This is a genomic window from Paenibacillus sp. FSL R7-0331, assembly GCF_000758645.1.
Lineage (GTDB): Bacteria > Bacillota > Bacilli > Paenibacillales > Paenibacillaceae > Paenibacillus_AQ > Paenibacillus_AQ camerounensis.
The window spans coordinates 2,412,370-2,435,532 of record NZ_CP009284.1 but is presented as its reverse complement, the minus strand read 5'-3'; the positions used below and the strand labels follow the sequence as shown (position 1 = coordinate 2,435,532).

21 protein-coding genes and 1 riboswitch are annotated in these 23,163 nt (G+C 53.0%); of the genes, 6 read left to right on the top strand and 15 right to left on the bottom strand.

The window, feature by feature from the left end; genetic code table 11:
* Nucleotides 1–42: 42 nt before the first annotated feature.
* A riboswitch (TPP riboswitch) is annotated at nucleotides 43–144 on the bottom strand.
* An 81-nt stretch (nucleotides 145–225) separates the two neighbouring features.
* Nucleotides 226–1,095, bottom strand: a complete 870-nt coding sequence (locus tag R70331_RS09925; protein WP_042175006.1) for an SDR family oxidoreductase — start codon at nucleotides 1,093–1,095, stop codon at nucleotides 226–228.
* Between the two features lie 222 nt (nucleotides 1,096–1,317).
* On the opposite strand from R70331_RS09925, the gene R70331_RS09920 reads away from it, so the two are divergent.
* A complete protein-coding gene (locus R70331_RS09920) occupies nucleotides 1,318–1,743 on the top strand; it encodes an NUDIX hydrolase (protein WP_042175004.1) in 426 nt (141 codons plus the stop codon).
* A gap of 78 nt (nucleotides 1,744–1,821) precedes the next feature.
* On the opposite strand, the gene R70331_RS09915 is transcribed toward R70331_RS09920, so the two are convergent.
* From R70331_RS09915 to R70331_RS09895, 5 genes are all read right to left on the bottom strand, one after another.
* Nucleotides 1,822–4,170 (bottom strand): S-layer homology domain-containing protein, encoded by a 2,349-nt coding sequence (locus tag R70331_RS09915; RefSeq protein ID WP_197071414.1) that lies wholly within the window; start codon nucleotides 4,168–4,170, stop codon nucleotides 1,822–1,824.
* Nucleotides 4,171–4,370: 200 nt separating this feature from the next.
* Nucleotides 4,371–4,796, bottom strand: coding sequence for a hypothetical protein (locus R70331_RS09910; protein WP_042175001.1), 426 nt, complete (start codon nucleotides 4,794–4,796; stop codon nucleotides 4,371–4,373).
* 125 nt (nucleotides 4,797–4,921) lie between these two features.
* Nucleotides 4,922–5,863: a malate dehydrogenase gene (mdh, locus tag R70331_RS09905; protein WP_042174998.1), complete on the bottom strand. Its 942-nt coding sequence runs from the start codon at nucleotides 5,861–5,863 to the stop codon at nucleotides 4,922–4,924.
* 108 nt (nucleotides 5,864–5,971) lie between these two features.
* A complete protein-coding gene (gene icd / locus R70331_RS09900; protein ID WP_042174996.1) occupies nucleotides 5,972–7,267 on the bottom strand; it encodes an NADP-dependent isocitrate dehydrogenase in 1,296 nt (431 codons plus the stop codon).
* A gap of 159 nt (nucleotides 7,268–7,426) precedes the next feature.
* Nucleotides 7,427–8,539, bottom strand: a complete 1,113-nt coding sequence (locus R70331_RS09895) for a citrate/2-methylcitrate synthase (RefSeq protein WP_042174993.1) — start codon at nucleotides 8,537–8,539, stop codon at nucleotides 7,427–7,429.
* 398 nt (nucleotides 8,540–8,937) lie between these two features.
* On the opposite strand from R70331_RS09895, the gene ytvI reads away from it, so the two are divergent.
* Entirely contained in the window at nucleotides 8,938–10,053 is a 1,116-nt protein-coding gene (gene ytvI, locus R70331_RS09885; protein WP_042174990.1) for a sporulation integral membrane protein YtvI, read from the top strand.
* Nucleotides 10,054–10,259: 206 nt separating this feature from the next.
* On the opposite strand, the gene R70331_RS09880 is transcribed toward ytvI, so the two are convergent.
* The 3 genes from R70331_RS09880 to R70331_RS09870 are packed head-to-tail and all read right to left on the bottom strand — an operon-like array spanning nucleotide 10,260 to nucleotide 12,418.
* Nucleotides 10,260–10,658 carry an FxsA family protein gene (locus R70331_RS09880; protein ID WP_042174989.1) on the bottom strand — a complete coding sequence of 133 codons (399 nt, stop codon included), beginning with the start codon at nucleotides 10,656–10,658 and terminating at the stop codon, nucleotides 10,260–10,262.
* Complete coding sequence (locus tag R70331_RS09875; RefSeq protein WP_042174987.1) at nucleotides 10,658–11,182, bottom strand: acyl-CoA thioesterase; 525 nt, start codon at nucleotides 11,180–11,182, stop codon at nucleotides 10,658–10,660. The genes R70331_RS09880 and R70331_RS09875 overlap by 1 nt, the downstream gene beginning before the upstream one ends.
* A gap of 54 nt (nucleotides 11,183–11,236) precedes the next feature.
* Nucleotides 11,237–12,418, bottom strand: a complete 1,182-nt coding sequence (locus tag R70331_RS09870; RefSeq protein WP_042174986.1) for an MFS transporter — start codon at nucleotides 12,416–12,418, stop codon at nucleotides 11,237–11,239.
* Between the two features lie 101 nt (nucleotides 12,419–12,519).
* On the opposite strand from R70331_RS09870, the gene R70331_RS09865 reads away from it, so the two are divergent.
* Nucleotides 12,520–13,311 carry a G1 family glutamic endopeptidase gene (locus R70331_RS09865; protein ID WP_042174984.1) on the top strand — a complete coding sequence of 264 codons (792 nt, stop codon included), beginning with the start codon at nucleotides 12,520–12,522 and terminating at the stop codon, nucleotides 13,309–13,311.
* A 93-nt stretch (nucleotides 13,312–13,404) separates the two neighbouring features.
* Here the strand turns inward: R70331_RS09865 and pyk are convergent, their stop codons facing one another.
* The 6 genes from pyk to R70331_RS09835 all read right to left on the bottom strand — a co-directional run bounded on the left by pyk (nucleotide 13,405) and on the right by R70331_RS09835 (nucleotide 21,719).
* Nucleotides 13,405–14,829 (bottom strand): pyruvate kinase, encoded by a 1,425-nt coding sequence (gene pyk, locus R70331_RS09860; protein ID WP_042174982.1) that lies wholly within the window; start codon nucleotides 14,827–14,829, stop codon nucleotides 13,405–13,407.
* Nucleotides 14,830–15,159: 330 nt separating this feature from the next.
* Complete coding sequence (locus tag R70331_RS09855; protein WP_042174980.1) at nucleotides 15,160–16,161, bottom strand: acetyl-CoA carboxylase carboxyltransferase subunit alpha; 1,002 nt, start codon at nucleotides 16,159–16,161, stop codon at nucleotides 15,160–15,162.
* A 1-nt stretch (nucleotide 16,162) separates the two neighbouring features.
* Nucleotides 16,163–17,056 (bottom strand): acetyl-CoA carboxylase, carboxyltransferase subunit beta, encoded by an 894-nt coding sequence (accD, locus tag R70331_RS09850; protein WP_042174978.1) that lies wholly within the window; start codon nucleotides 17,054–17,056, stop codon nucleotides 16,163–16,165.
* A 79-nt stretch (nucleotides 17,057–17,135) separates the two neighbouring features.
* Nucleotides 17,136–17,324, bottom strand: a complete 189-nt coding sequence (locus R70331_RS09845) for a hypothetical protein (protein ID WP_042174976.1) — start codon at nucleotides 17,322–17,324, stop codon at nucleotides 17,136–17,138.
* A 148-nt stretch (nucleotides 17,325–17,472) separates the two neighbouring features.
* A complete protein-coding gene (locus R70331_RS09840) occupies nucleotides 17,473–17,973 on the bottom strand; it encodes a phosphatidylglycerophosphatase A family protein (protein ID WP_042174975.1) in 501 nt (166 codons plus the stop codon).
* Between the two features lie 80 nt (nucleotides 17,974–18,053).
* Entirely contained in the window at nucleotides 18,054–21,719 is a 3,666-nt protein-coding gene (locus tag R70331_RS09835; RefSeq protein WP_042174973.1) for a DNA polymerase III subunit alpha, read from the bottom strand.
* Between the two features lie 146 nt (nucleotides 21,720–21,865).
* On the opposite strand from R70331_RS09835, the gene R70331_RS09830 reads away from it, so the two are divergent.
* The 3 genes from R70331_RS09830 (at nucleotide 21,866) to R70331_RS09820 (ending at nucleotide 23,139) form a co-directional block, all read left to right on the top strand.
* A complete protein-coding gene (locus R70331_RS09830) occupies nucleotides 21,866–22,189 on the top strand; it encodes a YtrH family sporulation protein (RefSeq protein ID WP_042174971.1) in 324 nt (107 codons plus the stop codon).
* Nucleotides 22,190–22,196: 7 nt separating this feature from the next.
* Nucleotides 22,197–22,700: a sporulation membrane protein YtrI gene (locus R70331_RS09825; protein ID WP_042174970.1), complete on the top strand. Its 504-nt coding sequence runs from the start codon at nucleotides 22,197–22,199 to the stop codon at nucleotides 22,698–22,700.
* Between the two features lie 127 nt (nucleotides 22,701–22,827).
* Nucleotides 22,828–23,139, top strand: coding sequence for a YtpI family protein (locus R70331_RS09820; RefSeq protein WP_042174968.1), 312 nt, complete (start codon nucleotides 22,828–22,830; stop codon nucleotides 23,137–23,139).
* Nucleotides 23,140–23,163: the final 24 nt, after the last annotated feature.

The following is a 23,163-nucleotide window of genomic DNA, read 5'->3' as shown; positions in this document are numbered from 1 at the left end:
ACAGAAAATAACAGCCGGATTTCCGGACCGTTGGCGCTGCAATACAATGCTCATCCACTTCCCTACGCTGGTATAAACCAGATCAGGTTCAAAGGGTCCGAACCAAATGTTCGTCTCAGCCTTGCGGCACCCCTAGTGACAAAATCATATTCTGTTGCTGACTTCGTATATAGTAACACTATTTTGCATGAAAAATCTAGGTTAAACGGCATAAAATTCCGAAGGTCAGCCGTTAATAATCTCTCCGCCGTTTACATGAATAACCTGGCCGCTGACATAGGATGAATCACTGGAAGCCAGATAGACATAGGCTGGTGCCAGCTCCTCCGGCTGTCCCGGACGCTGCATCGGCTGCGTGCCCCCGAACTCGCTGACTTTTTTCGCATCAAAGGTAGATGGGATCAGCGGGGTCCAGATCGGCCCGGGAGCCACAGCATTAACCCGGATGCCTTTGTCCGCCAGATTCATCGACAGGGAGCGGGTGAAGCTGAGAATAGCCCCTTTGGTGGAAGAATAGTCAAGCAGCTGCGGATTACCGCGGTAGGCTGTAATCGAAGTCGTATTAATGATCGTCGAGCCTTTTTTCAGATGCGGCATGGCTGCTTTGGTCAGATAGAACATTGAGAATATATTAGTACGGAATGTCCGCTCCAGCTGTTCAGAGGTAATGTCCTCAATCTTGTCCTGAGGATGCTGCTCGGCAGCATTATTAATCAGAATATCCAGCTTGCCGAGTCCTTCGACCGTCTTGTTGATCAGGTCCTGGCAGAAGGCTTCTACACCGATGTCACCGGCAATCAGGATACATTTACGGCCCTCCTGCTCGACCTGGCGCTTGGTTTCCTCGGCGTCACTGTGCTCATTCAGGTAGGAAATAACGACATCAGCGCCCTCTTTGGCAAAATGCACGGCAACCGCACGTCCGATTCCGCTGTCCCCTCCGGTAATAAGTGCTGCCTTGCCAAGCAGCTTGCCGGCTGCTTTATATTCTGAGGTCTCAAATTCCGGCAGCGGATTCATCTCACTCTCAATTCCGGGCTGCTGGTTCTGCACCTGCGGAGGCAGGGTTTTCTTGGCTTTCTCTTGTTCTGGCATGATCCATTCTCCTTTCGCTTTTGCACTTCTCGAAGTCATTCATCGTTTTAGGATGGCTAAGGATTGCTGGTTTATGCGCTGATCTCAGGCACTTTAGGCTCACGCTATGTTACTTACCACAGTTAAAAGGCGGCCAAACAAAAAAATCAGTCGTTGCCGGCGTAAAGTGCGGATATAATGTATCAGGATGAAGAGGAGCTGGAATGAAGGAGGCAGAACAGTATGACCAGAAATTCACGGAGCATTATCGTTGCCGTCAAAGGAATCATTGTGTTTCAGGGCCGGATTCTGATAGTCCGGAGAGCCGCAGCAGATGTAGTCGGAGCCGGAAGCTGGGAATGTCCGGGAGGAAAAATCGATTTCGGAGAAGGACTGGAAGACGCACTGGAACGGGAGATCGCCGAAGAGACCGGACTCAGCGTTACGGTTGGAGCGGTTGCGTATGCCGCTTCTTTTTTGACTGATCCCGGCAGACAGGTCATTATTATTACTTATCACTGCCAAAGCGAAAATAATATCGTCCTTCTCTCCGAGGAGCATGCTGACTACCAATGGTGTACACGGAGCCAGCTTCAGCAGCTGCTGCCTCCGGGAATCCTCGCTGAATTCGAGCGGAGCGGTGTTTTTGCTATGGAGGAGCTGTTGTAGCGCGGTAAAGTTTATATGGCAAAAAGACCGCGCCTTTGAGGGCAGCGGTCTTTGATGTGCAGATAGAGACTTTCTTTCCTAACCAAGCTTTAATTTGTCTATTGCTGTTTTTAGTGCAATGATTTTGTCCGTGTTTGCTTTGCTGACCAGCTCTTTCTGAGCTTCAGTCAGGTTGGAATATCTCCGGTACACCCAATTAACCGCCGGCTCATCCTCAAGGGTGAGTTTTTCTGCTTCAGGCAGCTGATCGATTTTGAAAGCAACGGTATCAGCAGCCTGCTGGTCAGTAAGGATAGACGGGCCCTGATAATAACCGGTCACATGCATATCTTTATTATAAAAAATAATCATATACTGCTCTTCAAAATCTTGAACGGTATAGAAAGGGGCTTGGTAATCAGCAAAGCTCTCATTGGAATACCCGTATACGATATCAGTTACCCCTTGCAAATAATGTGATTGGGCCGAAAGACTCTTAACATTGAAATCCTTATCCGCATCCACCACATAAGGCAGCTCGGTATTCGCCGAGTATGTGAAGTATTGAATTTCTGGATGCTGTGCTGCAAATTCTTCCCTGATCGCTATTCTGTCGTTAATAAAACCTCTCTCAAGGCTTCGGGTGATTGTGACTCCTTCACTAAAACGCTCAACCGGCTCATTCAGCGTTGAATACACGGCCTTCAGATCTAATTTGATAGCCTTATAGCCTATGGCTTTGTTGTTTACATCATACAGAATTACAGTCATATAGTCCTGCAGATGCTTGGGAGCAATCGGGAACGAATAATTGGATAAATCAGGTAACCTCTGTATATAAAGATTAGCCGGATCAGGTGCTGTCTCAGCAGTTGCCGTAAAATAGTATCCCGCATAATGCGCTGCCGCCTGCTCAGCTCCGGATATTCCGGTAAAGCTTATGACCGCAGTTGCCGCATTAGTATATACATCTTTACTGCCCTGAGCCAAGGTAATTCCTTCGATGACCGGCAAAGCCGTTGGAGCAGGTGTTTCAATAGTACCACCATCTCCGCCTCCGTTACTGCCGCCTCCTGTAGAACCGCCGCCCGCGCCTCCTCCGCCAGCGACAATAACCGGTGTTCCCGTACCTGTTACTATTGATTCTTTCTGACTTCCATCTACTGTCAAAGGCTTCCGGGCGAAAGAAGAGCCTTGACCGCCATCGTTTACAGTTGCCGCCTGAATCTCGCCGCTTCCTATAAAGCTTGCTGCCGAATCAAGTACAGCACGGGCTATAACTGTTCCTGCTTCCAGCTCCGCTTGAAGAGACGAGGCCCCTTTTGCCACACTCAGAAGGCTCAAAGTGCCCTTCTGCAACTTCAACACTGCTGCTGCAGCTTCAACCTTAACATGATTAAAGGCTCCATTCAGTATTACAACTGTTCCTGAGGGCAGATCAGAAGAGACAGCAATATCAGTAAAACCCTTGCCGGAACCTTCGCTTTCTTCCAGCATAACACCGGAACTCACCTGCACCTGTCCGGCTTCGGTTGTGCCTACGGCAATTATCTGAACCTCACCGCTCTTTTTCTGGACAATCATCTGATTGAGTCTAGAATTACTCAGATATACCTTATCAGAACCGCTGCCTTCGATGATAAACCGTCCTTCAACTGTGACATTATCCAGAGTAAGCCCGCCTGCACCGGTTACCTCCTTCAGAAGCAGATCACCATGGATCGTCATGTTCTTCAGCGTTACTCCTGATGCGGTAACAGTAAGATTTTTAAAAGCCATGAGACTAGAGGAATTGGAGCTTCCAAACGCCCCCGGGCTTGCGACAACCCCATCAGCCACCCCTCCAGTAAGGGTGTTGAACGATTCCATTAATGCCACTGACTCCGCTCTTGTCATCGGGCGGTCAGGCTTGAAGCTGCCGTCAGGATACCCCTTCATCGCTCCGGCATTTACTACTGCTGCTACCTTTGGCTGGCTCCAGGCGGCGATGCGGCCGGCATCGGTAAAGGCTGCGAGCGCATCCGCTGACCCGTCCTCAAATTTCATCAGCCTGCTGATTATGATCGCTGCCTCCTGGCGGGTAATCAGCGCATTGGGGTGAACCTTCCCTTCATACCCCTGAATATAACCAGCTGACACCGCTTTGGAGAATTCTGTGTATGCCCAGCTTGACTTAGGCAGGTCACTGAACTCTGCCGGTTTGCCTTCTCCAATATCCCACATCCGGTTGACGAGTGTAATAAACTCTGCTCTTGAGATACCCTGATCCGGCTTGACAGAGCCGTCTTCAAAACCTTTCAGCCAGCCGTTCTGCAGCCAGCTTTCAATCTGCTTCTGCGCCCAGTGCCCATCGTAGTCCTTGCTGCCTTCAGCCGCATTGACTAACGACGATGTACCGAAGGCCAGAGTAACTCCCAACCCTAGCGCTATTATCCCTTTAATTCTCATCCTTGTTGTTTCTCTCCCCCGCAATGCCATGCATAATCATTATTTCGCCAACCGCTGTTATTTTACATTAATATATGGAAAATAGGAATACATTACCGGCAATTACGTTGTCTTTGTCACTCCGGATGTATTCTAAATATGTGTACAAACCAAATAGCCCCGGCAGCCGCAGCCGCCGGGACTATCTCCCGATTCTTAAGTTAAATGATCCGTCTGTAGACCATGAAGAAGATCATGGCGATCAGGACAACCATCAGCAGCAGGCTCATCGTCCGCAGCTTGGCTGTATAAGCCGAAACATCACGGTTCTCGCGGATTCCCGCTGCAGCCAGCCGCAGAGGCTTGCCCATAATGCCTGCGAGCGCAAACATAGCCAGAAGCAGCACAACAACAACAACCATCCATGCCACCGAATAATCACCCTGGCTCATCATGTAACCGCCGGTCAGCAGCTGGATAACCAGCCCGTACTGGGCAAAGCGGTTAAAGCCGGTGACAGCACTAATCGTCCCTTCTTTGGCCGGAGCAGACAGCTTCTGTGCCCCGCTCAAAATAAACGGCAGTACCAGATAGAAGCCAAGCGCCAGAGTCCCGATCATATGTAGAAAATACAAAAAACGGTCCATCCTCTACCTCCTCTATTAGTCGCTGTGATATATGTTACATACTAATTATAACTGACTATGCGCTGCAAGAAAAGAAACCGCCTATTTTAAATTTATAATAAATAGTTTTTGTAATCCGGGCGGAATCAGACATTGACAGCCGACGTAACCGCGCGAACCGAATCCGCTGACTTATCAAGGGCGGCCTTCTCCTCAACAGTAAGCTCCAGCTCATAGATTTTCTCAATACCATCCGCACCAAGCAGTGCAGGAATTCCCATGAACAGGTTGTCGTAGCCGTATTCCCCTTCGAGCAGGGCAATTACCGGAATAATCCGTTTCTTGTCCTTGAGGATTGCTTCTGTCATCTGCACAAGGGATGCCGCCGGTGCATAGTAAGCGCTGCCGTTGCCGAGCAGGCTCACGATCTCTCCGCCGCCTACGCGGGTGCGCTGCACAATCTCGGCAATCCGCTCCTCCGGAATCAGCTTATCTACCGGAATGCCGCCTACACTGGAGTAGCGTACGAGCGGAACCATATCATCCCCGTGGCCGCCGAGCACAAAGCCGCGCACGTCCTCCACAGAAACATTAAGCTCCTGGGCAATAAAGGTGCAATAACGCGCCGTATCCAGCACCCCGGATTGTCCGATTACGCGGTTTTTAGGAAATTCAAGCGCATTGTAGGCTACGTAAGTCATCGCATCCACCGGATTGCTAAGGATGATAACAATCGATTCAGGAGCAACGCGCTTGATGTTCTCGCATACCGATTTCACAATACCTGCATTGGTATTCACGAGATCATCCCGGCTCATTCCCGGCTTGCGGGCAATACCTGCTGTAATAATGACAATATCCGAATCTGCAGCATCATCGTAATTGGAGGTTCCAGTGATCTGGCTGTCGAACTTCTGGACCGGACCGGCCTCAAGCATGTCCAGCGCCTTGCCCTTTGTCGGATTCTCCAGCTGGGGGATATCGAGCAGCACGACGTTTCCGAGCTCCTTTTGGGCAAGCATAAGTGCCGTAGTAGCTCCGGTAAATCCGGCGCCTACAACAGTAATTTTATAACGTTTGATAGCCACAGGGGGACCTCCTGAATTTTAATTTAATTTTTATTTATAGTCCTTCTCGCACAAAACGGGCCTCGGAAGCATGCAGCTTCCTCCGGCCCGAACATTATGGGTTGCAGATTACAGGTGTTTAATAATTTCATCAGCAAAGGCCGAGCATTTCAGCTCTGTCGCGCCTTCCATCTGGCGGGCAAAGTCGTAAGTTACCGTCTTGTTGTTAATTGCAGTAGTCATGCCTTTGTAGATCAGATCAGCCGCTTCCTGCCAGCCGAGATGTTCAAGCAGCATAACGCCCGAGAGGATAACCGATCCCGGATTCACTACGTCCTTGTCAGCATACTTTGGAGCGGTTCCGTGAGTCGCCTCAAAAATCGCATGTCCTGTCACGTAGTTGATATTCGCCCCAGGTGCGATGCCGATACCGCCGATCTGTGCAGCCAGTGCGTCAGACAGGTAGTCCCCGTTCAGATTCAGTGTAGCGATAACATCAAAGTCAGTCGGACGGGTCAGCACCTGCTGCAGCGCGATGTCCGCGATAGCATCCTTGATGATAATTTTGCCGGCTGTTTCTGCTTCCTTCTGGGCCGCATTTGCTGCCGCTTCGCCGTCCTTCTCTTTAATTACATCATATTGGTTCCAGGTAAACACCTTGTCGCCGAACTCCTGTTCAGCCACTTCATATCCCCAGTTCTTAAATGCGCCCTCAGTAAATTTCATGATGTTGCCCTTATGCACCAGAGTAACGCTCTTGCGTCCGTGCTTGATTGCATACTCAACTGCAGCGCGCACAAGACGCTTGGAACCTTCGGAGGATACAGGCTTGATACCGATACCGGAGGTCTCCGGGAAGCGGATTTTGTTAACACCCATTTCCTTCTGGAGGAACTCAATTACTTTCTTCACCTCTTCAGAGCCTTCTTTATACTCGATGCCGGCATAAATATCCTCTGTATTCTCACGGAAAATAACCATATCCACAAGCTCAGGATGCTTAACCGGTGAAGGCACGCCGTCAAAATAACGTACCGGACGCAGGCACACGTACAAATCCAGCTCCTGGCGCAGCGCCACGTTCAGTGAGCGGATTCCCCCGCCAATCGGGGTTGTCAGCGGTCCCTTGATCGCTACGATATACTCACGGATTGCTTCCAGCGTATCATTCGGCAGCCATTCACCATATGTATTGAAGGCTTTCTCGCCGGCAAACACTTCGTACCAGGCAAGCTTTTTCTCCCCGCCGTATGCTTTATCTACAGCAGCGTCCAGTACGCGCTTGGATGCTTTCCAGATGTCGCGTCCTGTACCGTCTCCTTCGATAAACGGAATAATCGGATTAGCAGGAACCACCAGCTTGCCATCTTCAATCGTAATTTGTTCGCCTTCTGTCGGCAGATCGTACTTCTCGAGTTTCAACATTTGTGGGGATTCCTCCTAAAAAGTATAGTAGCGGCAGACGTCCTGCGGAAGCCTTCACCTGTAAGGCCTTACTAAAAACGTCTGCCGGGTTCACCGGTACTGCGTCACTGTCACAGCTATAATTCTACTAAGGGGGGCAGCCGCCTGCAAGTCCCCTGATTATCTCTCGTCTACCGGAACGTATTTCTGCTCCAGCATTCCCGTGTATTCGGCGCGCGGACGGATAATGCGGTTATCCTCGTACTGCTCCAGAATATGCGCGGTCCAGCCCGAGGTCCGGCTGATGGCAAAGATCGGAGTGAACAGCTCGCGCTCAATGCCCAGCTGTGTGTACACGGAGGCCGAGTAGAAGTCAACATTCGGCTTCAGCCCTTTTTGCCCGGTAATCAGCTCCTCTATCTTAACGGACATATCGTAGAGCGTTGTATCATTCTGCATCGTTCCCAGCTCCTGGGACATCTTCATCAGGTGCTTGGCGCGCGGATCGCCGTTTTTGTACACGCGGTGTCCGAAGCCCATAATCTTCTCGCGCCGCTCCAGCTTACCGTTGATATAAGGCTCAACCGCATCCAGACTGCCGATCTCCTCCAGCATCTTCATAACGGCTTCATTCGCACCGCCGTGGAGCGGGCCTTTGAGCGCGCCGATTGCCGAGGTTACACCGGAATAAATATCAGACAGCGTAGCCACAGTAACGCGGCTGGCAAAAGTGGATGCATTCAGCTCATGGTCTGCATGCAGGACAAGTGCTGCATCCAGCGCTTTAACGGATACAATATCCGGCTGTCTGCCCCAGAGCATATAGAGGAAATTCTCGGCGATCGAGACGCCTTCCCTGGGGGCCACAGGCTCCAGACCCTTACGGATACGCGCCAGCGCGGCCACAATTGTCGGGATCTGCGCCTGCAGCTTAACTGCTTTTAATACATTGGCTTCACGGCTCATATCATCGGCGGCTTCATCGTACAGCGCAAGGCTGGATACGGCAGAACGCAGCGCGGCCATCGTGCTCGCTTCCTTGGGATAGAGCTTCATCTGGGCAATCACCTGCTCCGGAATAGGCGCAAAGGCGCTCAGATCACGCTGCAGGGTCTGCAGCTCCGGGGTTGTCGGCAGGTTACCGAACCACAGCAAATAAGCGGTCTCTTCAAAAGTCGCATTCACCGCAAGATCATCAATATCGTAACCGCGGTAAGTGAGTACGCCGTCCACAATCGAACTGATTGAGGAGGTTGTGGCGACGATGCCTTCCAGGCCTTTAGTAGCTGTCATAGTATATCTCTCCTTTGCCAACGAGGGTGTGCGAGCCGTTCCTGACATCATGAAAACATTTACAATTTGAAGGATAAAACATCACAAACCAGGCATTATTACCCCTTCCGGGGATTGCAACTAACTTTCGAAACAGAACCTTTAATTATCATACCGGATTTTGACGGTTATGTGAACAACGTGGGAGCTTTGTTCGGCATCAAATGATTTTATCGGAGGGATAGAAAAAAACATTCCGCCTCCCCGTTTCATGATAACGCTTTCAGTGTATATATAATACCCGTTTTTACTGTTCAGCGGCATTCCGCCATATTTCATAGTCTGCGAATCTGACAACTGAATATACATTAGACGAGCTGTTATTCAGCAGAAGCTCAGGCTGACAGGAGGGGTTGATAATGGATTCTCCGCTGATAAAAAAAATGCTGCGCGGCCTGTGGGTCTTGCTCGCCGGAGCCGGCCTGCTGCTGGCTGTATATGTACTGCTGCCGCTGATCTATCCGCTGCTGGTTGCGTGGCTGCTTGCTTATCTTATCCACCCGCTGGTTCAGATCCTGAAAGGCTTCAAGCTGCCGGGCTGGCTGGCTGTAGTGCTGTCGCTGCTCTTCTATATCGGCGGAACCGCACTCGTACTGACCGCCCTGATAACCCGTCTGGTCAAAGAGCTTATTGTACTTCTCCAGACCTTCGATCTGCATACCGGCGAATGGCGGGAGCTGCTGCTGTCACTCAGCCGCAATGCCAGTATTCAGAATATTATTAACCAGATCAACCAGTTTTACCATGACAATCCCGGTTATCACGCTACAATCGACAGCAATATTAACCGGACAACGGCGACAGTCGGCCAATTCGTAACAGAGCTGATTACCGGATTTTTTAATATGATCCTGAGACTGGTGTCAGCGCTGCCGAGCCTCGGTACAATTCTGGTTGTTATTGTACTGGCCGCATTTTTCCTCAGCACCGGATGGGAACGCCATAATGCCAGGCTGACCAGCCTTCTTCCTGCTCCGCTGCTGCGTCCTGTGTCTAATATCTGGCAGGATCTGCGCAGAGCCCTGGTCGGTTATCTCCGGGCCCAGGCGGTACTGATCTCCGTTACTGCTGTTATTGTTATCATCGGCCTGCTGCTGCTCGGGGTCAATTCCGCCTTCGTAATCGGCCTGACCATCGGGCTAATTGATACTGTGCCTTATCTGGGAGTCGGCATCGTTATGCTGCCGTGGGCGCTGTACTCCTATATGACCGGAAATCTGGGACTGGCCGCCGGCCTGCTGGTGCTATACGGTATTATCCTCATTACCCGCCAGGTACTGGAGCCAAAGGTGCTGGCCAGCAGCATCGGGGTTGATCCGCTCTCCATGCTGATCGGCATGTTCGCCGGCCTGCAGCTGTTCGGCATGCCTGGCCTCCTAATCGGCCCGGTCGTACTGGTTGTACTGGGTGCCTTCAGCCGAGCCGGTGTCTTCCGGGCGCTGCACAGCTATATCGTGAGCGGCAAATTACATTAACGAACGGCTTGCCTTGTCCGAAACAAGTGGAAACGGCTACGCCGTCCTTATGAGGACGGTATCCGTTTCAGCGAGAAAGATAAGTAACATTTATTGCGTAAAGCATATAAATTCTTATCTTTTAAACAAAAACGCCCCTGCCGCAAATTGCGGCAAAGGCGCCATCACAAAAACAACCTATCCCTGCATTCCAAACGGCAACGCCCTTACCTCCGGTAAAAGGTGAATGTGCCGTTTTTCATTTTTTTCTCAATCCATTTCAGCAGAAAAACCCGGTACAGCGGCCGGGTCAGCGGAAACACCAGTGAAAAACCGATTATATCCGTTACAAACCCCGGCAAAATCAGCATCAGTCCGCCGAAAAAAACACATAAGCCGTCCAGCATTGTCCGTCCCGGAACCTTACCCTCCTGCATCTGCACCTTACTGTCCTGCAATACCTTTTTACCTTCAAACTGCATCATGAGAAATCCGATCACCGAAGTGACCACCATAATCAGCAGTGTTTTGGGTGCACCGAGATAACCCGCCACATAAATGAACCCGAATAATTCCACGGCCGGGATTACGAACATTGCAGCCCACAGCCATTTGTTTCTAATCATTATGCTCCTCCTTCTTCCCTCAGCGCCCCGGTTACGGCCTGGTACAGATCCGGCAATGCCCGGTCCAGCCGCACCGGCTTCCAATCCGCATTCAGCCATACATGGGAGGTAGAGCCGCTGACCAGCAGCTCGCCGGATAGCGGCGGCATTGCATTCCGGATGTTACCGGAGCTTACATTGCTGCCGGCTTCACCAGTCTCCTCCGTCAGCCGGCGGATTTCATATTCATATTCCACCCTCAAGGGGGAAAAGACGCTGAGCCGTGCATACACGACGATAAGATCATCATAGCGCGCCGGACTTTTAAATTGCAAATCTGCCGCGGTCACGGGAAGCAATACACCTTTATCCTCAAGCGAACGGTAGGAAAAGCCAAGCCCGCGGAACATTTCGGTCCGCCCGCACTCAAACCAGCTCAGATAGTTCGCATGGTACACCACGCCCATCCGGTCCGTCTCCTGATATCTTACGCGGAATGCGGTGCTGTACCAGCGGCTGGCCGGCACCGGTTCACGTGATTTCATAATAATAAATGCCCCTTTCCATAGTCACTTCTGCCCTCCGGCAACCGGCTGCACTCAGAGGCTCAGGCTATCTGAAGATACCGGCAGCCGGTCCTTGCGGCGCGAGCTTTTGGCTACGTAGAGCAGTAATACGGCTCCGACAGCAGCGCTCAGCATACAGGAGAGATTCATCAAGCCTACACCGCCCCTGCTAAGCAGCATGCCGTTCAGCAGATTACCGAGAATTCCGGCAAAGCCGGAGAAGACGATATTGAAGACACTCTGTCCTGTCGCCTGGATCTCGGAGGACGTAATCTGCGATACATATTCAACTGCAGCAATGTAAAAGAAGCCGAAGGACAATCCATGCAGCACCTGCACACCGATCATGACCGAAGGATACGGAAAGGCAACCTGAATCCCCCACCGCAGCACATAGATAAGCGCACCAAGCAGAAGCGTGCGTTCACGCCCGAGCCGGCGTATCACCTTGGAAGCATACAGCATGGACGGTACATTGCTGAAGGAGGCCAGAAACAGCGCGATCCCGGCATTGCTTGCCGAGCCGCCGACCGACTGGAAGGCTACGACAAAATAAGTGCCGAACGCCGCCATCGTCTGGTTGACCAGAAAGCAGCCGCCCAGAAAGGCCAGAAAGATCCGGTTGCTGAGCAGCTGCTTGACCCCCTGCGAAAAGGACTGGCTCATCATGTGGTTTTCTTCCGCCTGCTTCGGCAGGGTCATGGCAAAAACGACCGCGACCGAGCTCAGTATGAGAAAAGGCAGCCAGATGGTCGAGACCGTAAACAGCTCAATATACTGCCCGCCCGCATAAGCCCCTACAGCCGCCCCTATGCTCATCATCAGCCGGATGCTCCCGTAAGAGGAGCCAGCCCTGTTTGCCGCTGCAATGGCGTAAGAATCGGCGATAGGCGCCTGTGTGGAAGAGAATATGGTAGATACCGTGTAAATCAGCAGCATAACGATAAAGTAATCGGACCGGTAAAACACTGCCAGCACCGCAGGTACAGCCACACTCAGAATCAGCACAAGACGACCCTGATTATACCGGTCGGCAATGAGCCCCCATACCGGCTGAATACAAATGGCAATCAGGGTACCCGTCGCCATCATCATGCCGATCTGGCTGACATCCATGCCCTTGTCCTTCAGCAGCAGAGTCAGATAAGAGCCGAAGGAACCCCCGGCCAAGCCTAAAAAGAGATAGAAGCCGCGAAGCTTCAGCAGTTTTTCCATATGTGCAATAAGTCCTCTCCAATCCTTTTTAACGGATAACCCAACCTTTACGAGACTTCACCGCATTAAATAGAGCAGAACCTAAAAAAGGCGGTGGACAAGTGAGCACAGTTCATAGATTTCAGCGCAGTCAGCCCTGTCTTACAGACAAGACCCATACAGGCCGTAGCCGGATTACCGGGTTCGGCTGGACGTCGAGCAACTGGAGCGGATACGCCATCAAAGGCAAGAAAGGCGCCTTCCGGCGGATTTCAGCCGAGTGGACTGTTCCCTACGTAAAACCTACGGCTAAGCCGACTTATTCTTCAGCCTGGATCGGAATCGACGGCTTCAGAAACGGCAGCCTGATTCAGACCGGCACCGGTCACGAATCTGTAAACGGCACCGTCCATTACTATGCCTGGTGGGAGATCCTTCCCGAGGCAGAAACCGTAATTCCGCTTCCCGTCTCCCCAGGTGACCTGATGCGGGCCAGCATCGTTAAGCTCAGCCCCGGCAGATGGTGCATCCGGCTGTGCAACCTGAGCAAACGCTGGACCTTCCGCACCATCCAGCGGTACAACGGCCCGCAGACCTCTGCAGAGTGGATTATGGAAGCGCCGCAGGTAGGCGGCACCGTTGCCGATCTGGCCCGGCTGTCAAGCGTACATTTCCGCTGCTGCCGGGTAAACGGCAAGAGCCCCAAGCTTGTTCATGCGAACGGCGGCATCATGATCCAGAATAAGATTACCGTTGCCGTGCCTTCGAGCCCGAATGCCAAAGGCGATGCTTTTACCGTAAAACGCCTATATCCCAAAGGTTTGTCTCAAGCGTACTTGAAACGTCCTGTTTCCATACAGACTCAAGCATCCGGCATACTCAAAAAACCCTCAATCAAATATAAACATTCATAGCCTTTAGATCAAGCAAAAAAAGCAATGGCGGATTTCACCATTGCTTTTTGCTTATAACCTATATCCGATTGAAGAAAAGGAACGAAGCCTGTCCTAGTCGGCAGGAATCGTGTCCACTTTCACGAGGTTAGTGGAACCGGAACGTCCCAGCGGAATACCGGCAGTGATCACAACAAGATCGCCTGCTTTTACCAGACCGGAAGTTTTACCGCCTTGCAGTGCAGTTGCCAGCAATTCGTCAGTCGTAGTAGCTTCTTTGCCGAATACTGGAGTTACGCCCCATACCAGAGCCAGCTGACGCATCGTTCTTTCCTGAGTCGTAACAGCGATGATCTGGGATTTAGGACGGTATTTGGAAACCACGCGTGCTGTGTGGCCAGTTACAGTCGAAGAGATAATAGCTTTAGCGTTCAGGTCCAGAGCGGAAATCGCTACGGATTGGCTGATAGCTTCAGTAACCGTTGTTTCTTGAGCGATCTGCTGCTTCATGAAGATCTCACGGTGGTTCAGAGCAGATTCCGCTTTCTCGGCGATGCGGGACATAGTCAGTACGGATTCTACCGGATATTTCCCGGCAGCTGTTTCACCGGACAGCATGATTGCATCAGTACCGTCGAAGATAGCGTTCGCTACGTCACTCGCTTCAGCGCGGGTAGGACGCGGATTACGCTGCATGGAATCCAGCATTTGGGTAGCTGTGATTACCGGTTTGCCGGCAATGTTACATTTTTTGATCATCAGCTTCTGAGCCAGAGGTACATCTTCAGCAGGGATTTCAACGCCAAGGTCACCACGGGCAACCATCAGGCCGTCAGAAGCTGCCAGGATTTCATCAAGGTTGTCGACACCTTCCTGGTTTTCGATCTTGGAGATGATTTGGATGTGGGAAGCATTGTGCTTCTCAAGCAGTGCACGGATTTCCTGAACGTCGCTGGCTTTGCGAACGAAGGAAGCGGCGATAAAATCGATGTCCTGTCCGATCCCAAAAACGATATCGTTGGTGTCTTTTTCCGTAATACCCGGCAGGGAGATGGAAACTCCCGGTACGTTAACGCCTTTTTTGCTCTTGATTGTACCGCCGTTAACAATACGGGTCTTGATTTCAGTGCCTTGAATGTCTACAACTGTAAGTCCGATAAGACCGTCATCGATCAGGATTGTTGATCCAACCGAAACGTCGTTAGGAAGGTCGCTGTAAGTGATAGAGATACGGTTCTGATCGCCAAGGATTTCTTCCGTAGTCAATGTCAGGTACTCGTCCTGCACCAGTTCAATCGGTTCTACTTCCAGCTTGCCTGTACGAATCTCTGGTCCTTTGGTGTCAAGCAGGATAGCAACGGTCTTGCCCAGTTCCTGGGAAGCCTGACGAATCGTTTTGATCCGGTTGCCGTGCTCTTCAAAATCGCCGTGGGAGAAGTTCAGACGGGCCACATTCATACCAGCCAAAATCAATTTTTTGATATTCTCCAACGATTCACTTGCAGGTCCGATCGTACATACAATTTTACTTTTCCGCATTAGGTTTTCCTCCGTTTTTTCGTTCTCTCTGTCTCACTTTTTCCAACTACAAAATCTACTATAAGGCTTAATGTTTGTATAGGAACTATGTCACATGCACCTTTTACTGCGCCCTAATGAATATTACTGCAACTTGGACACAAAATCAATGTTCCAGCGTCTTTTCCGTGTAATTTTACGTCGAATTTACGCAATCTGTCACGAAAATAAAAATCATCCTGCGGGCAACGCAGGATGATTATCGTGGTAATAAATGTATAATCCGGCATTGTGCACCTTCTGACCGGAAAACAGTACCTTATGTGTAAAAGTGCAAATGAAGCAGCCTTGCTACTCCACGCTTTGCACTTCTTCTTCAGGCAATTCAGACTCTTGGGAACCTTCCGCAAATTCACCGATTTTGCGGAATTTACGGTAACGGTCCTCCTGAAGCTCAGCGGCATCCAGACTGGACAGTTCCTGCAAATGACGCCATACCGCATCTCTGATGCTTGCTGCAGCCGCCTCATAATCATGATGCGCACCGCCCCTCGGCTCAGGAACGATCTCTTCAATGACTTCCATCTCAAGCAGGTCAGCTGCCGTGATTTTCATTGCTTCCGCCGCCTGCTCTGCTTTGGAGGCATCCTTCCACAGAATGGAGGCCGCACCGTTCGGCGAGATCGCAGAATAGATGGCATGCTCCAGCATCAGTACACGGTTACCCACAGCCAGCGCCAGGGCTCCTCCGCTGCCGCCTTCACCGATAATAACGCAGATGACAGGCACGGCAAGCATGGACATTTCATAAAGATTGCGGGCAATCGCTTCAGACTGTCCGCGCTCCTCCGCCGTATTCCCGGGATAAGCCCCCTTGGTGTCGATAAAGGTAATCACCGGCCGGCCGAATTTCTCCGCTTGCTTCATCAGGCGCATTGCCTTACGGAAGCCCTCCGGATGCGCACTGCCGAAGAAGCGCTGAATGTTATCCTTGGTATCCTTGCCCCGTTGCTGCCCGATTACGGTAACCGGACGGCCGTTGAGCTTGGCGATTCCGCCGACAACTGCCAGGTCATCCCCGAACTGGCGGTCTCCGTGCAGCTCCAGGAAATCAGTAAAAATCAGCCCGATCAGATCAAGTGAGGTCGGACGTCCGTGATGCCTTGCCAGGTGCATTTTTTGGGAGGCCGATATATTGCTGTAAATTTCATCCGCCAATACGCGGTATCGTTCTTCAAGACGAAGGATTTCATCTGTAAAATCAATGCCCTTTTCTTCACCGAACTGCTTCAGCTCGGCAATTTTCTTGCGCATTTCTACCAGAGGCATTTCAAAAGGCAACTCTCCTGCCAACCTAAAATCCCCCTTTCACATCATGCAATTCAAGCAGCTTAATCAGCGTAGACCGCATTTCCTTACGGTGCACTACCAGATCAAGCTGGCCATGCTGAAGGTTAAATTCAGCCGTCTGGAAATCATCCGGCAGCTTCTGGCGGATGGTCTGCTCAATAACAATTCTGCCGGCGAAGCCGAATACGGCTCCGGGCTCAGCAATGATAATATCACCAAGGCTCGCAAAGCTCGCGGATACCCCCCCTGTTGTCGGGTCGGTGATAACCGAAATATATAATCCCCCGGACTCGCCAAAACGGGCCAGAGCCGCACTAGTCTTGGCCATCTGCATTAAGCTGAGAATGCTTTCCTGCATCCGCGCTCCGCCTGAGGTGGAGAAAATCAGCAGCGGAAGCTTCTTCTCCGTCGCTTCTTCCACCGCACGGGTAATCTTTTCCCCTACTACGGAGCCCATGCTGCCTGAGAAAAATTCAAAATTCATAACCGCGACAATGACGGGATGGCCCCCGAGAGTCCCCTGGCCGGTAATTACCGCCTCAACTTGTCCGGTTTTGGAGCGCTGCTGCTCCAGCTTTGAAGCATACCCGGGAAACTGCAGCGGGTCCACTGATGTCATCTCACTGTCGAACTCAATGAAGCCTTCAGGATCAAGGGTCACCGCAATCCGCTCCAGCGCGTTCAGACGCATATGATGGCCGCAGGCCGGGCATACCTTGAGGTTCTTCTCCAGCTCTTTGCTGTACTGGATCGTACCGCATTTACTGCATTTGCTCATGAGCCCTTCGGGAATCTCCCGCTTCGGGCGTTCGCCTTCCGCCGGTCCGCCGCTCCGCTCCAGACGTTCTGAAGGAATAGTCGCGTACTTCCGTTTTTTCTGAAATAAATCTTTGAACAAGGGTCGCACCTCTTCAGCCGTTTATTTGCGCAATTCAGCAGCATGCCGCTGTTACTACCGCACTTATACTTCATTGTATTTAGGGATGTAAAATCAGATTCAGGGCTTCCTGGACTTCCTCAAGCTCGCCGGAAGGAACCAGAATTTCAAACTGCTGCTTGGACATATTAATCGGACGGCACTTGACCAGAAATCCTTCTTCCGTCAGCTTGCTCTCAATCATATCCGCCACTTTGGCGGTTGGCGCTATATAAATTACCGTCCACATGCCCTGCAAGGCCTCCCTAATCTCAATTCCCAGCCGTATCCCGCGTATAATGGAATCATGATAACACAGTTTTCTTTTTTACCGCAACAGGAGTAAAACGGAGGAAGCATGACCAGGAGGCCGCATTCATCAGCTAACGGGTGCTCTATTATGGCGTACCCGTGACATGGGGATACACCTTCGCCCCTTCGTGACGGTGGGCAATCCGGGCCGATGCGGCAGCGGCAATGCCTGCCACCAGATCATCCAGGAATACATGGATTCTGCCCGGATCATCATTCAGTGTGCCGATCACGCCGAGCTTAACTTTATCCAGATAGCCGAAGCTCGTTAGCCCGATCATGCCGTACACGCCGGTAATTCCAAGCGCCAGCGTCTCGTCCGCGCCGTAGAGCGATTCGTCAGCCTCCATCACCGCCTGCAGCGGCTGGGGAAGCATTCCCTTTTCCGCCAGCTCATCCAGGGCGACACCTGTCATAAGCGTGTACTGCACCTCTCTTTTGCCGAGCACCGACTTTACGCTGGACAGGCATTCTTCCTCTGTTAAATCCTGATAATACTTTGACTGCAAAATATATACGATCTCAGCGATAGACTTCAGCGTAACGCCCCTGCGTTCCAGCAGCTCTGTTGCCATTTGATAGGACATGTTGTCATTCCCCTTTCCGCACGGGACCGGGACCGTTCCCTGTGGTTTCCTAATGTATGCGGAAAAAGGCGGAAATGTTCTTATTTTATTCTTACTGTACCGGCTCCCAGCATCTCTTCAACCGCTGCGAACAGCTCCGGCGAAGGCTCGATCCGGTAGCTGTCGCTTAGCGCCAGCACCCGCTGCTCGCGCTCGTAGAACAGGAGCGTAGCTGCAGCCCCGGGATGGGTCTGCAGCAATGCCTGCAGGCGCGAGAGCAGCGCCGGGTTCTCTGCATCCGGCGTGATCTTGATAAAGACACGCTGGGCGTTCCCCGCCGCGGCAGCCGCCGGACGCGGCGCCTCTTGCCGCGGCGCACCCGCAGGTGCGGCAGGCGGGGCTGCAGGCGCTGCTGCGCCGCCTGCGGCAGTGCGCGGCGCGCCGGTGCCCCCGGCGCCGCCCCGCGGGCCAGGAGCGCTGCGCTGCGCTCCTGCAGAGGCCGTCCGTCCGCCGGACGGACGGGAGGCAGCTGCGCTGCGGCGCTGCAGCAGGCCGTGGAGAGCGTCTGCGCCAAGCGGCGCGACCTCCTCGGCCAGCAGCTTGAAGCCCTCGTCCTCCTGCTGCACCTTGGCGCGCAGGGCCAGCAGCGCACCCTTCTCGACCAGGCTGCGGCTGCGTTTCCACACCTCTGGGAACAGCACGACCTCGCAGCGCTCGATCTGGTCCTCCCACTGGATGAAGGCCATCGCCTTGCCGGCCTTGGTCGTAATTTCCTTAATGGATACGACCATTCCGGCCGTAACCGTCTGGCTCTCATCCGCGGCTTCGCCAAGGTCCATCAGCCGCTGGATGCCCGGCTCCTCAAGCAGGGCTGCGCTGTCGTCCAGCGGATGGCCGGACAGGTAGAGGCCGAGCAGCTCACGCTCCAGCTCCAGCTGCTGGGTGACACTGAATTTCGGAATATCCGGGTAGCGGATTTCCCAGTTCGGGGTTTCGATGAGATCATCGAACAGCTGGATCTGCAGCTCGTCGCGCTCCTTACGCCACTTGGCCGCGGCATCGGCGGTCTCATCGAGCATAGCCAGCAGCTGGGCCCGGTGCCCGGGCAGACGGTCAAAGGCGCCGGCCTGGAGCAGGGATTCAATGACCCGCTTGTTGCAGACGCGCAAATCGACACGGCGGCAGAAATCGAGCAGGCTGTCGAACGGACGCTCCTTACGGACAGCCATAATATTCTCTACAGCCAGTGTTCCGACATTTTTCACGGCCGCCAGACCGAAGCGGATATGCCCGCCGTTTCCGTGTGCGCCGGGAACCGGAGTAAACAGCACACCGCTTTCGTTGACATCAGGCGGCAGAACTCCGATGCCGGAGCGCCGGCATTCCAGCACATATTCTGCTACTTTGCGGTGAGTACCCATGACAGCCGTAAGCATGGCCGCCATGAACTGCACGGGATAGTGCGCCTTCAGATAGGCCGTCTGGAAGGCCAGCACACCGTAAGCGGCAGCATGGGCACGCGGGAAGCCGTAATCGGCGAACCGGACAATCATATCATACACGGCATTTGCATCCTGCTCCTGATAGCCCAGTTGCAGGCTGCCCTGCACGAAATGGCTGCGCTCCTTGTCCAGCGTCTCACGCTTCTTCTTGGATACCGCACGGCGCAGCAGATCCGCTTCCCCGAGCGAGAAGCCTGCCATCAGGGAGGCAATCTGCATAATCTGCTCCTGATAGACAATGATGCCGTACGTATCCGCCAGAATCGGCGTCAGGTCGGCATGCGGATAATCGACCGTGATGTCGCCGTGCTTGCCGGCGATGAACTTGGGGATAAACTCCATCGGGCCCGGACGGTACAGCGCTAGCACTGAGATCACATCCTCAAAGCCCGACGGCTTCAGGTCCTTCAATACGCGGCGGATACCCGCAGACTCCAGCTGGAACACACCGGTCGTCTCGCCCGCCCCGAGCATTTCATAGGTCAGCGGATCATTATCGGCAATGGTCCGGAAATCGGGAGCCGCCCCGTCCATTTCCTTGATCCAGTTCATGCAGCGCTCAATAATCGACAGCGTCCGCAGCCCCAGAAAATCCATCTTGAGCAGCCCGACGCTCTCCAGATGCTCCATGGAATACTGGGTCAGCGCCGTGCTCTCATTGCCGGCCTGCAGCGGCACCGCATCGGTCAGCGGGCCTTTGGAAATCACAACACCGGCAGCATGTGTGGAGGCATGGCGCGGCATGCCTTCGACCTTCATCGCCATATCCAGCAGCTCCCGCGTCTTGCGGCTGGTCTCATACAGCGCCTTCAGGTCAGGGCTGCCCTCCAGCGCCCGGGCAATACTGATTCCGAGCTGCCCAGGAATCAGCTTCGCGGCCTTGTCCACCTCATTGTAAGGCAGGTTCAGCACCCGGCCGACATCGCGGACCGCCGCCCGCGCAGCCATCGTTCCGAAGGTGATAATCTGGGCCACATGCTCCTTGCCGTATTTCTCCACGACATAGGCGATAACCTCATCGCGGCGCTCATCGCTGAAGTCGATGTCAATATCGGGCATCGTTATCCGCTCGGGATTAAGGAAGCGCTCAAAGAGCAGGTTGTATTTCAGCGGGTCTACGTCGGTGATCCGCAGGGTATACGCAGTGAGGCTTCCCGCCGAAGAGCCGCGGCCCGGCCCGGTAACAATTCCGTTCTTGTGACAATAGGCAATGAAATCCCAGACGATCAGAAAATAATCGCTGAAGCCCATGCTCTCAATAACGCCCAGCTCGTAGTCCAGACGCTGCTCCGCCGCCGCCTTCCCCTCAGGTGAAGCCCATTGCTGTGTACCGGCATACCGGTCTTCCAGCCCGCTTCGGCATAGCCCGCGCAGATAAGCAGCGGCGTCCACACCTTCCGGCAGCGGGGAATATTCGGGCAGAATATGCTGTCCGAACGTCAGCTCCAGATTACATTTATCCGCTATTTCCTGCGTATTGAGTATTGCCTGCGGTACATGCGGAAACAGCGCCGCCATCTGCTCCCCGCTCTTCAGGAACAGCTGGTCCGTCCCGATCTTCAGCCTGTCCTCATCATCCACCGTTTTGCCGGTGCCGATGCAGATCAGCACATCCTGAACCTCGGCGTCCTCTTTGGCCAGATAGTGGACATCATTGGTGGCAACCAGTTGGATATCAAGCTCTGAAGCCAGTTCGATCAGCTGCGGATTGACCCGCTTCTGCTCCGGAATGCCATGGTCCTGGAGCTCCAGATAGAAGTCTCCGCCAAAAATCTCCTTATACCGCAGCGCCGCCTTGCGCGCCTCATCCCCGCGCCCGTGCAGCAGATGCTGCGGCACCTCTCCGCCCAGGCAGGCGCTCAGGCAGATGATACCCTCGGCGTGATCAGCCAGTGCTTCCATATCTATTCGCGGCTTGTAATGCTGACCCTCCAGATGGCCGATGGAGACAAGCTTCATCAGGTTTCTGTAGCCGGTTTCATTCTTCGCGAGCAGGATCAGGTGATAGATCGGCTGATCCTTGCGGCTGCCCCGCTCACGGCGCGAGCCTGCCGTCAGATAGGCTTCACAGCCGATAATCGGCTTGATGCCTGCGGCTGTGCATGCTTTATAAAAGGGGATGGCCCCATACATCACTCCATGATCCGTCAGCGCCAGCGACTTCATGCCGTATTCGCCGGCCCGGCGCACGAGATCTGTAATACGCGCCGCACCGTCCAGTAAACTGTATTCGCTGTGCACATGCAAATGCACGAATGGGCTCATGTTCCCCACTTCCCTTCCGCTACTTAAATCAAAACATAAGATGAAACTATTTTATCATATTACAGGGGGAGCCGCCCATAGAATGGATTAAGTGCACAGGGACAGGCAGAGCCGGAAGAGCCGGCTTGTCCGGAAAGGGGCCTTCTATGAATGTTTTCATGAGCAAAGCCGTGCTCGACTTCTTCATTGCCTTCGGTATCGTGCTGGGCGGCGCCATGCTTGGAGGAGTAGGTGCGGTTGTCTCGCTGCAGCCGCCGACACAGACGATGCTGGATATCGCCGACCGGATTAAAATCTGGGCGCTCGCCGCGGCAGTCGGAGGAACCATCGACCCTATGAGGGTCATTGAGAGCAATATGATTGGCGGCAATCTGTCCCCTGCGATCAAGCAGGTTCTCTACCTCGTGTTCGCCTTCCTGGGCGCCCATATGGGCAGCGAGCTGGTCAAATGGGTATGCGGCAAGGGGTGAGCAGCTTATGAGGATTCCGCCTTTTCAGCGATTCCGCCGTTTCTCACAAATTTCCGCTGTCTTCGTTCTCGGCATGGTGACGGGGGCCGTTATGTACAATGCCGTTTTTCACTTGGGCTATAATGTGCTCTGGCTCAACAATCAGGAGATGCGGGTGGAAATTGAGCAGTACCGGAATGATATCAAGACCCTCAAGAAATACAACAATACCTCAACCGTGATCCGCGAAATCAAGCTGCGCATGGAGGAAAGCAAGGATAAAGAAAGTACGTCCGGACTAGATCCGGTAACGGTGAAGGAAATCATCAGCAAGATGGGTACTGATCTGGAGCCGATGCGCGGCCGCAGCATGTTCGATATTGATACGGACGGCAAGCTCGCCCGGTTGCTTTTGGATGGAAAAATATATATCGTCCGCGAAAAAGAGTACTCGGCCAGAATCCGGACGATGCTGGTAATGGAGGGCGTACTGCAGATCTGGGTCGAGATTAATCCCTACAAGCGCAGCTGAGCCGCAGATTAGTCCGGGCGCACAGGTGGCAGCCATGCTACAATATGGACAGGTATAGAGGCAAACATAAGCCGCGCTGAGAACTAAACCTTTCTTCATTATTGCCTGATAAAGGAGCTGCCTGTCCATGATCATGCTCATCAAGTATCTGCTGTTCATTCTGCTTGTTGTCTTTATGATTGGCGCTGCCGCGTTCAGCCTCTCCTCACGCCGGACCTCCGACCCTGCGGAAAAAGCCCGCCGGCGCTCCGTTATGAACGTGCTGCTGGGGGCCATGCTGGTCACGCTGTCGCTAATGTCGATGTTTCTGTTCCGCGGCTCGACGCTCAGCGTCATTGTGGAGGCCGTGTTTCTGGTCATCGGGGCGTTTAATATTTTCTCCGGGCTGCGCAGCTACGGGTATTACAGCCGGGACGGGAGCCGAAAAAAGGCTTCCTAATTACGAAAAACTGCCGTCTGAGGC

Coding starts and splice junctions, on each gene's coding strand:
- R70331_RS09880 (WP_042174989.1), bottom strand. CDS start 10,658: ATGATTAGAAACAAATGGCTGTGGGCTGCAATGTTCGTAATCCCGGCC.
- R70331_RS09845 (WP_042174976.1), bottom strand. CDS start 17,324: ATGTGGACGGTAATTTATATAGCGCCAACCGCCAAAGTGGCGGATATG.
- R70331_RS09910 (WP_042175001.1), bottom strand. CDS start 4,796: ATGGACCGTTTTTTGTATTTTCTACATATGATCGGGACTCTGGCGCTT.
- R70331_RS09825 (WP_042174970.1), top strand. CDS start 22,197: ATGAGGATTCCGCCTTTTCAGCGATTCCGCCGTTTCTCACAAATTTCC.
- icd (WP_042174996.1), bottom strand. CDS start 7,267: ATGTTGAAACTCGAGAAGTACGATCTGCCGACAGAAGGCGAACAAATT.
- R70331_RS09830 (WP_042174971.1), top strand. CDS start 21,866: ATGAATGTTTTCATGAGCAAAGCCGTGCTCGACTTCTTCATTGCCTTC.
- R70331_RS09895 (WP_042174993.1), bottom strand. CDS start 8,539: ATGACAGCTACTAAAGGCCTGGAAGGCATCGTCGCCACAACCTCCTCA.
- R70331_RS09820 (WP_042174968.1), top strand. CDS start 22,828: ATGATCATGCTCATCAAGTATCTGCTGTTCATTCTGCTTGTTGTCTTT.
- R70331_RS09920 (WP_042175004.1), top strand. CDS start 1,318: ATGACCAGAAATTCACGGAGCATTATCGTTGCCGTCAAAGGAATCATT.
- pyk (WP_042174982.1), bottom strand. CDS start 14,829: ATGCGGAAAAGTAAAATTGTATGTACGATCGGACCTGCAAGTGAATCG.
- R70331_RS09915 (WP_197071414.1), bottom strand. CDS start 4,170: ATGAGAATTAAAGGGATAATAGCGCTAGGGTTGGGAGTTACTCTGGCC.
- R70331_RS09925 (WP_042175006.1), bottom strand. CDS start 1,095: ATGCCAGAACAAGAGAAAGCCAAGAAAACCCTGCCTCCGCAGGTGCAG.
- R70331_RS09840 (WP_042174975.1), bottom strand. CDS start 17,973: ATGTCCTATCAAATGGCAACAGAGCTGCTGGAACGCAGGGGCGTTACG.
- ytvI (WP_042174990.1), top strand. CDS start 8,938: ATGGATTCTCCGCTGATAAAAAAAATGCTGCGCGGCCTGTGGGTCTTG.
- R70331_RS09870 (WP_042174986.1), bottom strand. CDS start 12,418: ATGGAAAAACTGCTGAAGCTTCGCGGCTTCTATCTCTTTTTAGGCTTG.
- R70331_RS09835 (WP_042174973.1), bottom strand. CDS start 21,719: ATGAGCCCATTCGTGCATTTGCATGTGCACAGCGAATACAGTTTACTG.
- R70331_RS09875 (WP_042174987.1), bottom strand. CDS start 11,182: ATGAAATCACGTGAACCGGTGCCGGCCAGCCGCTGGTACAGCACCGCA.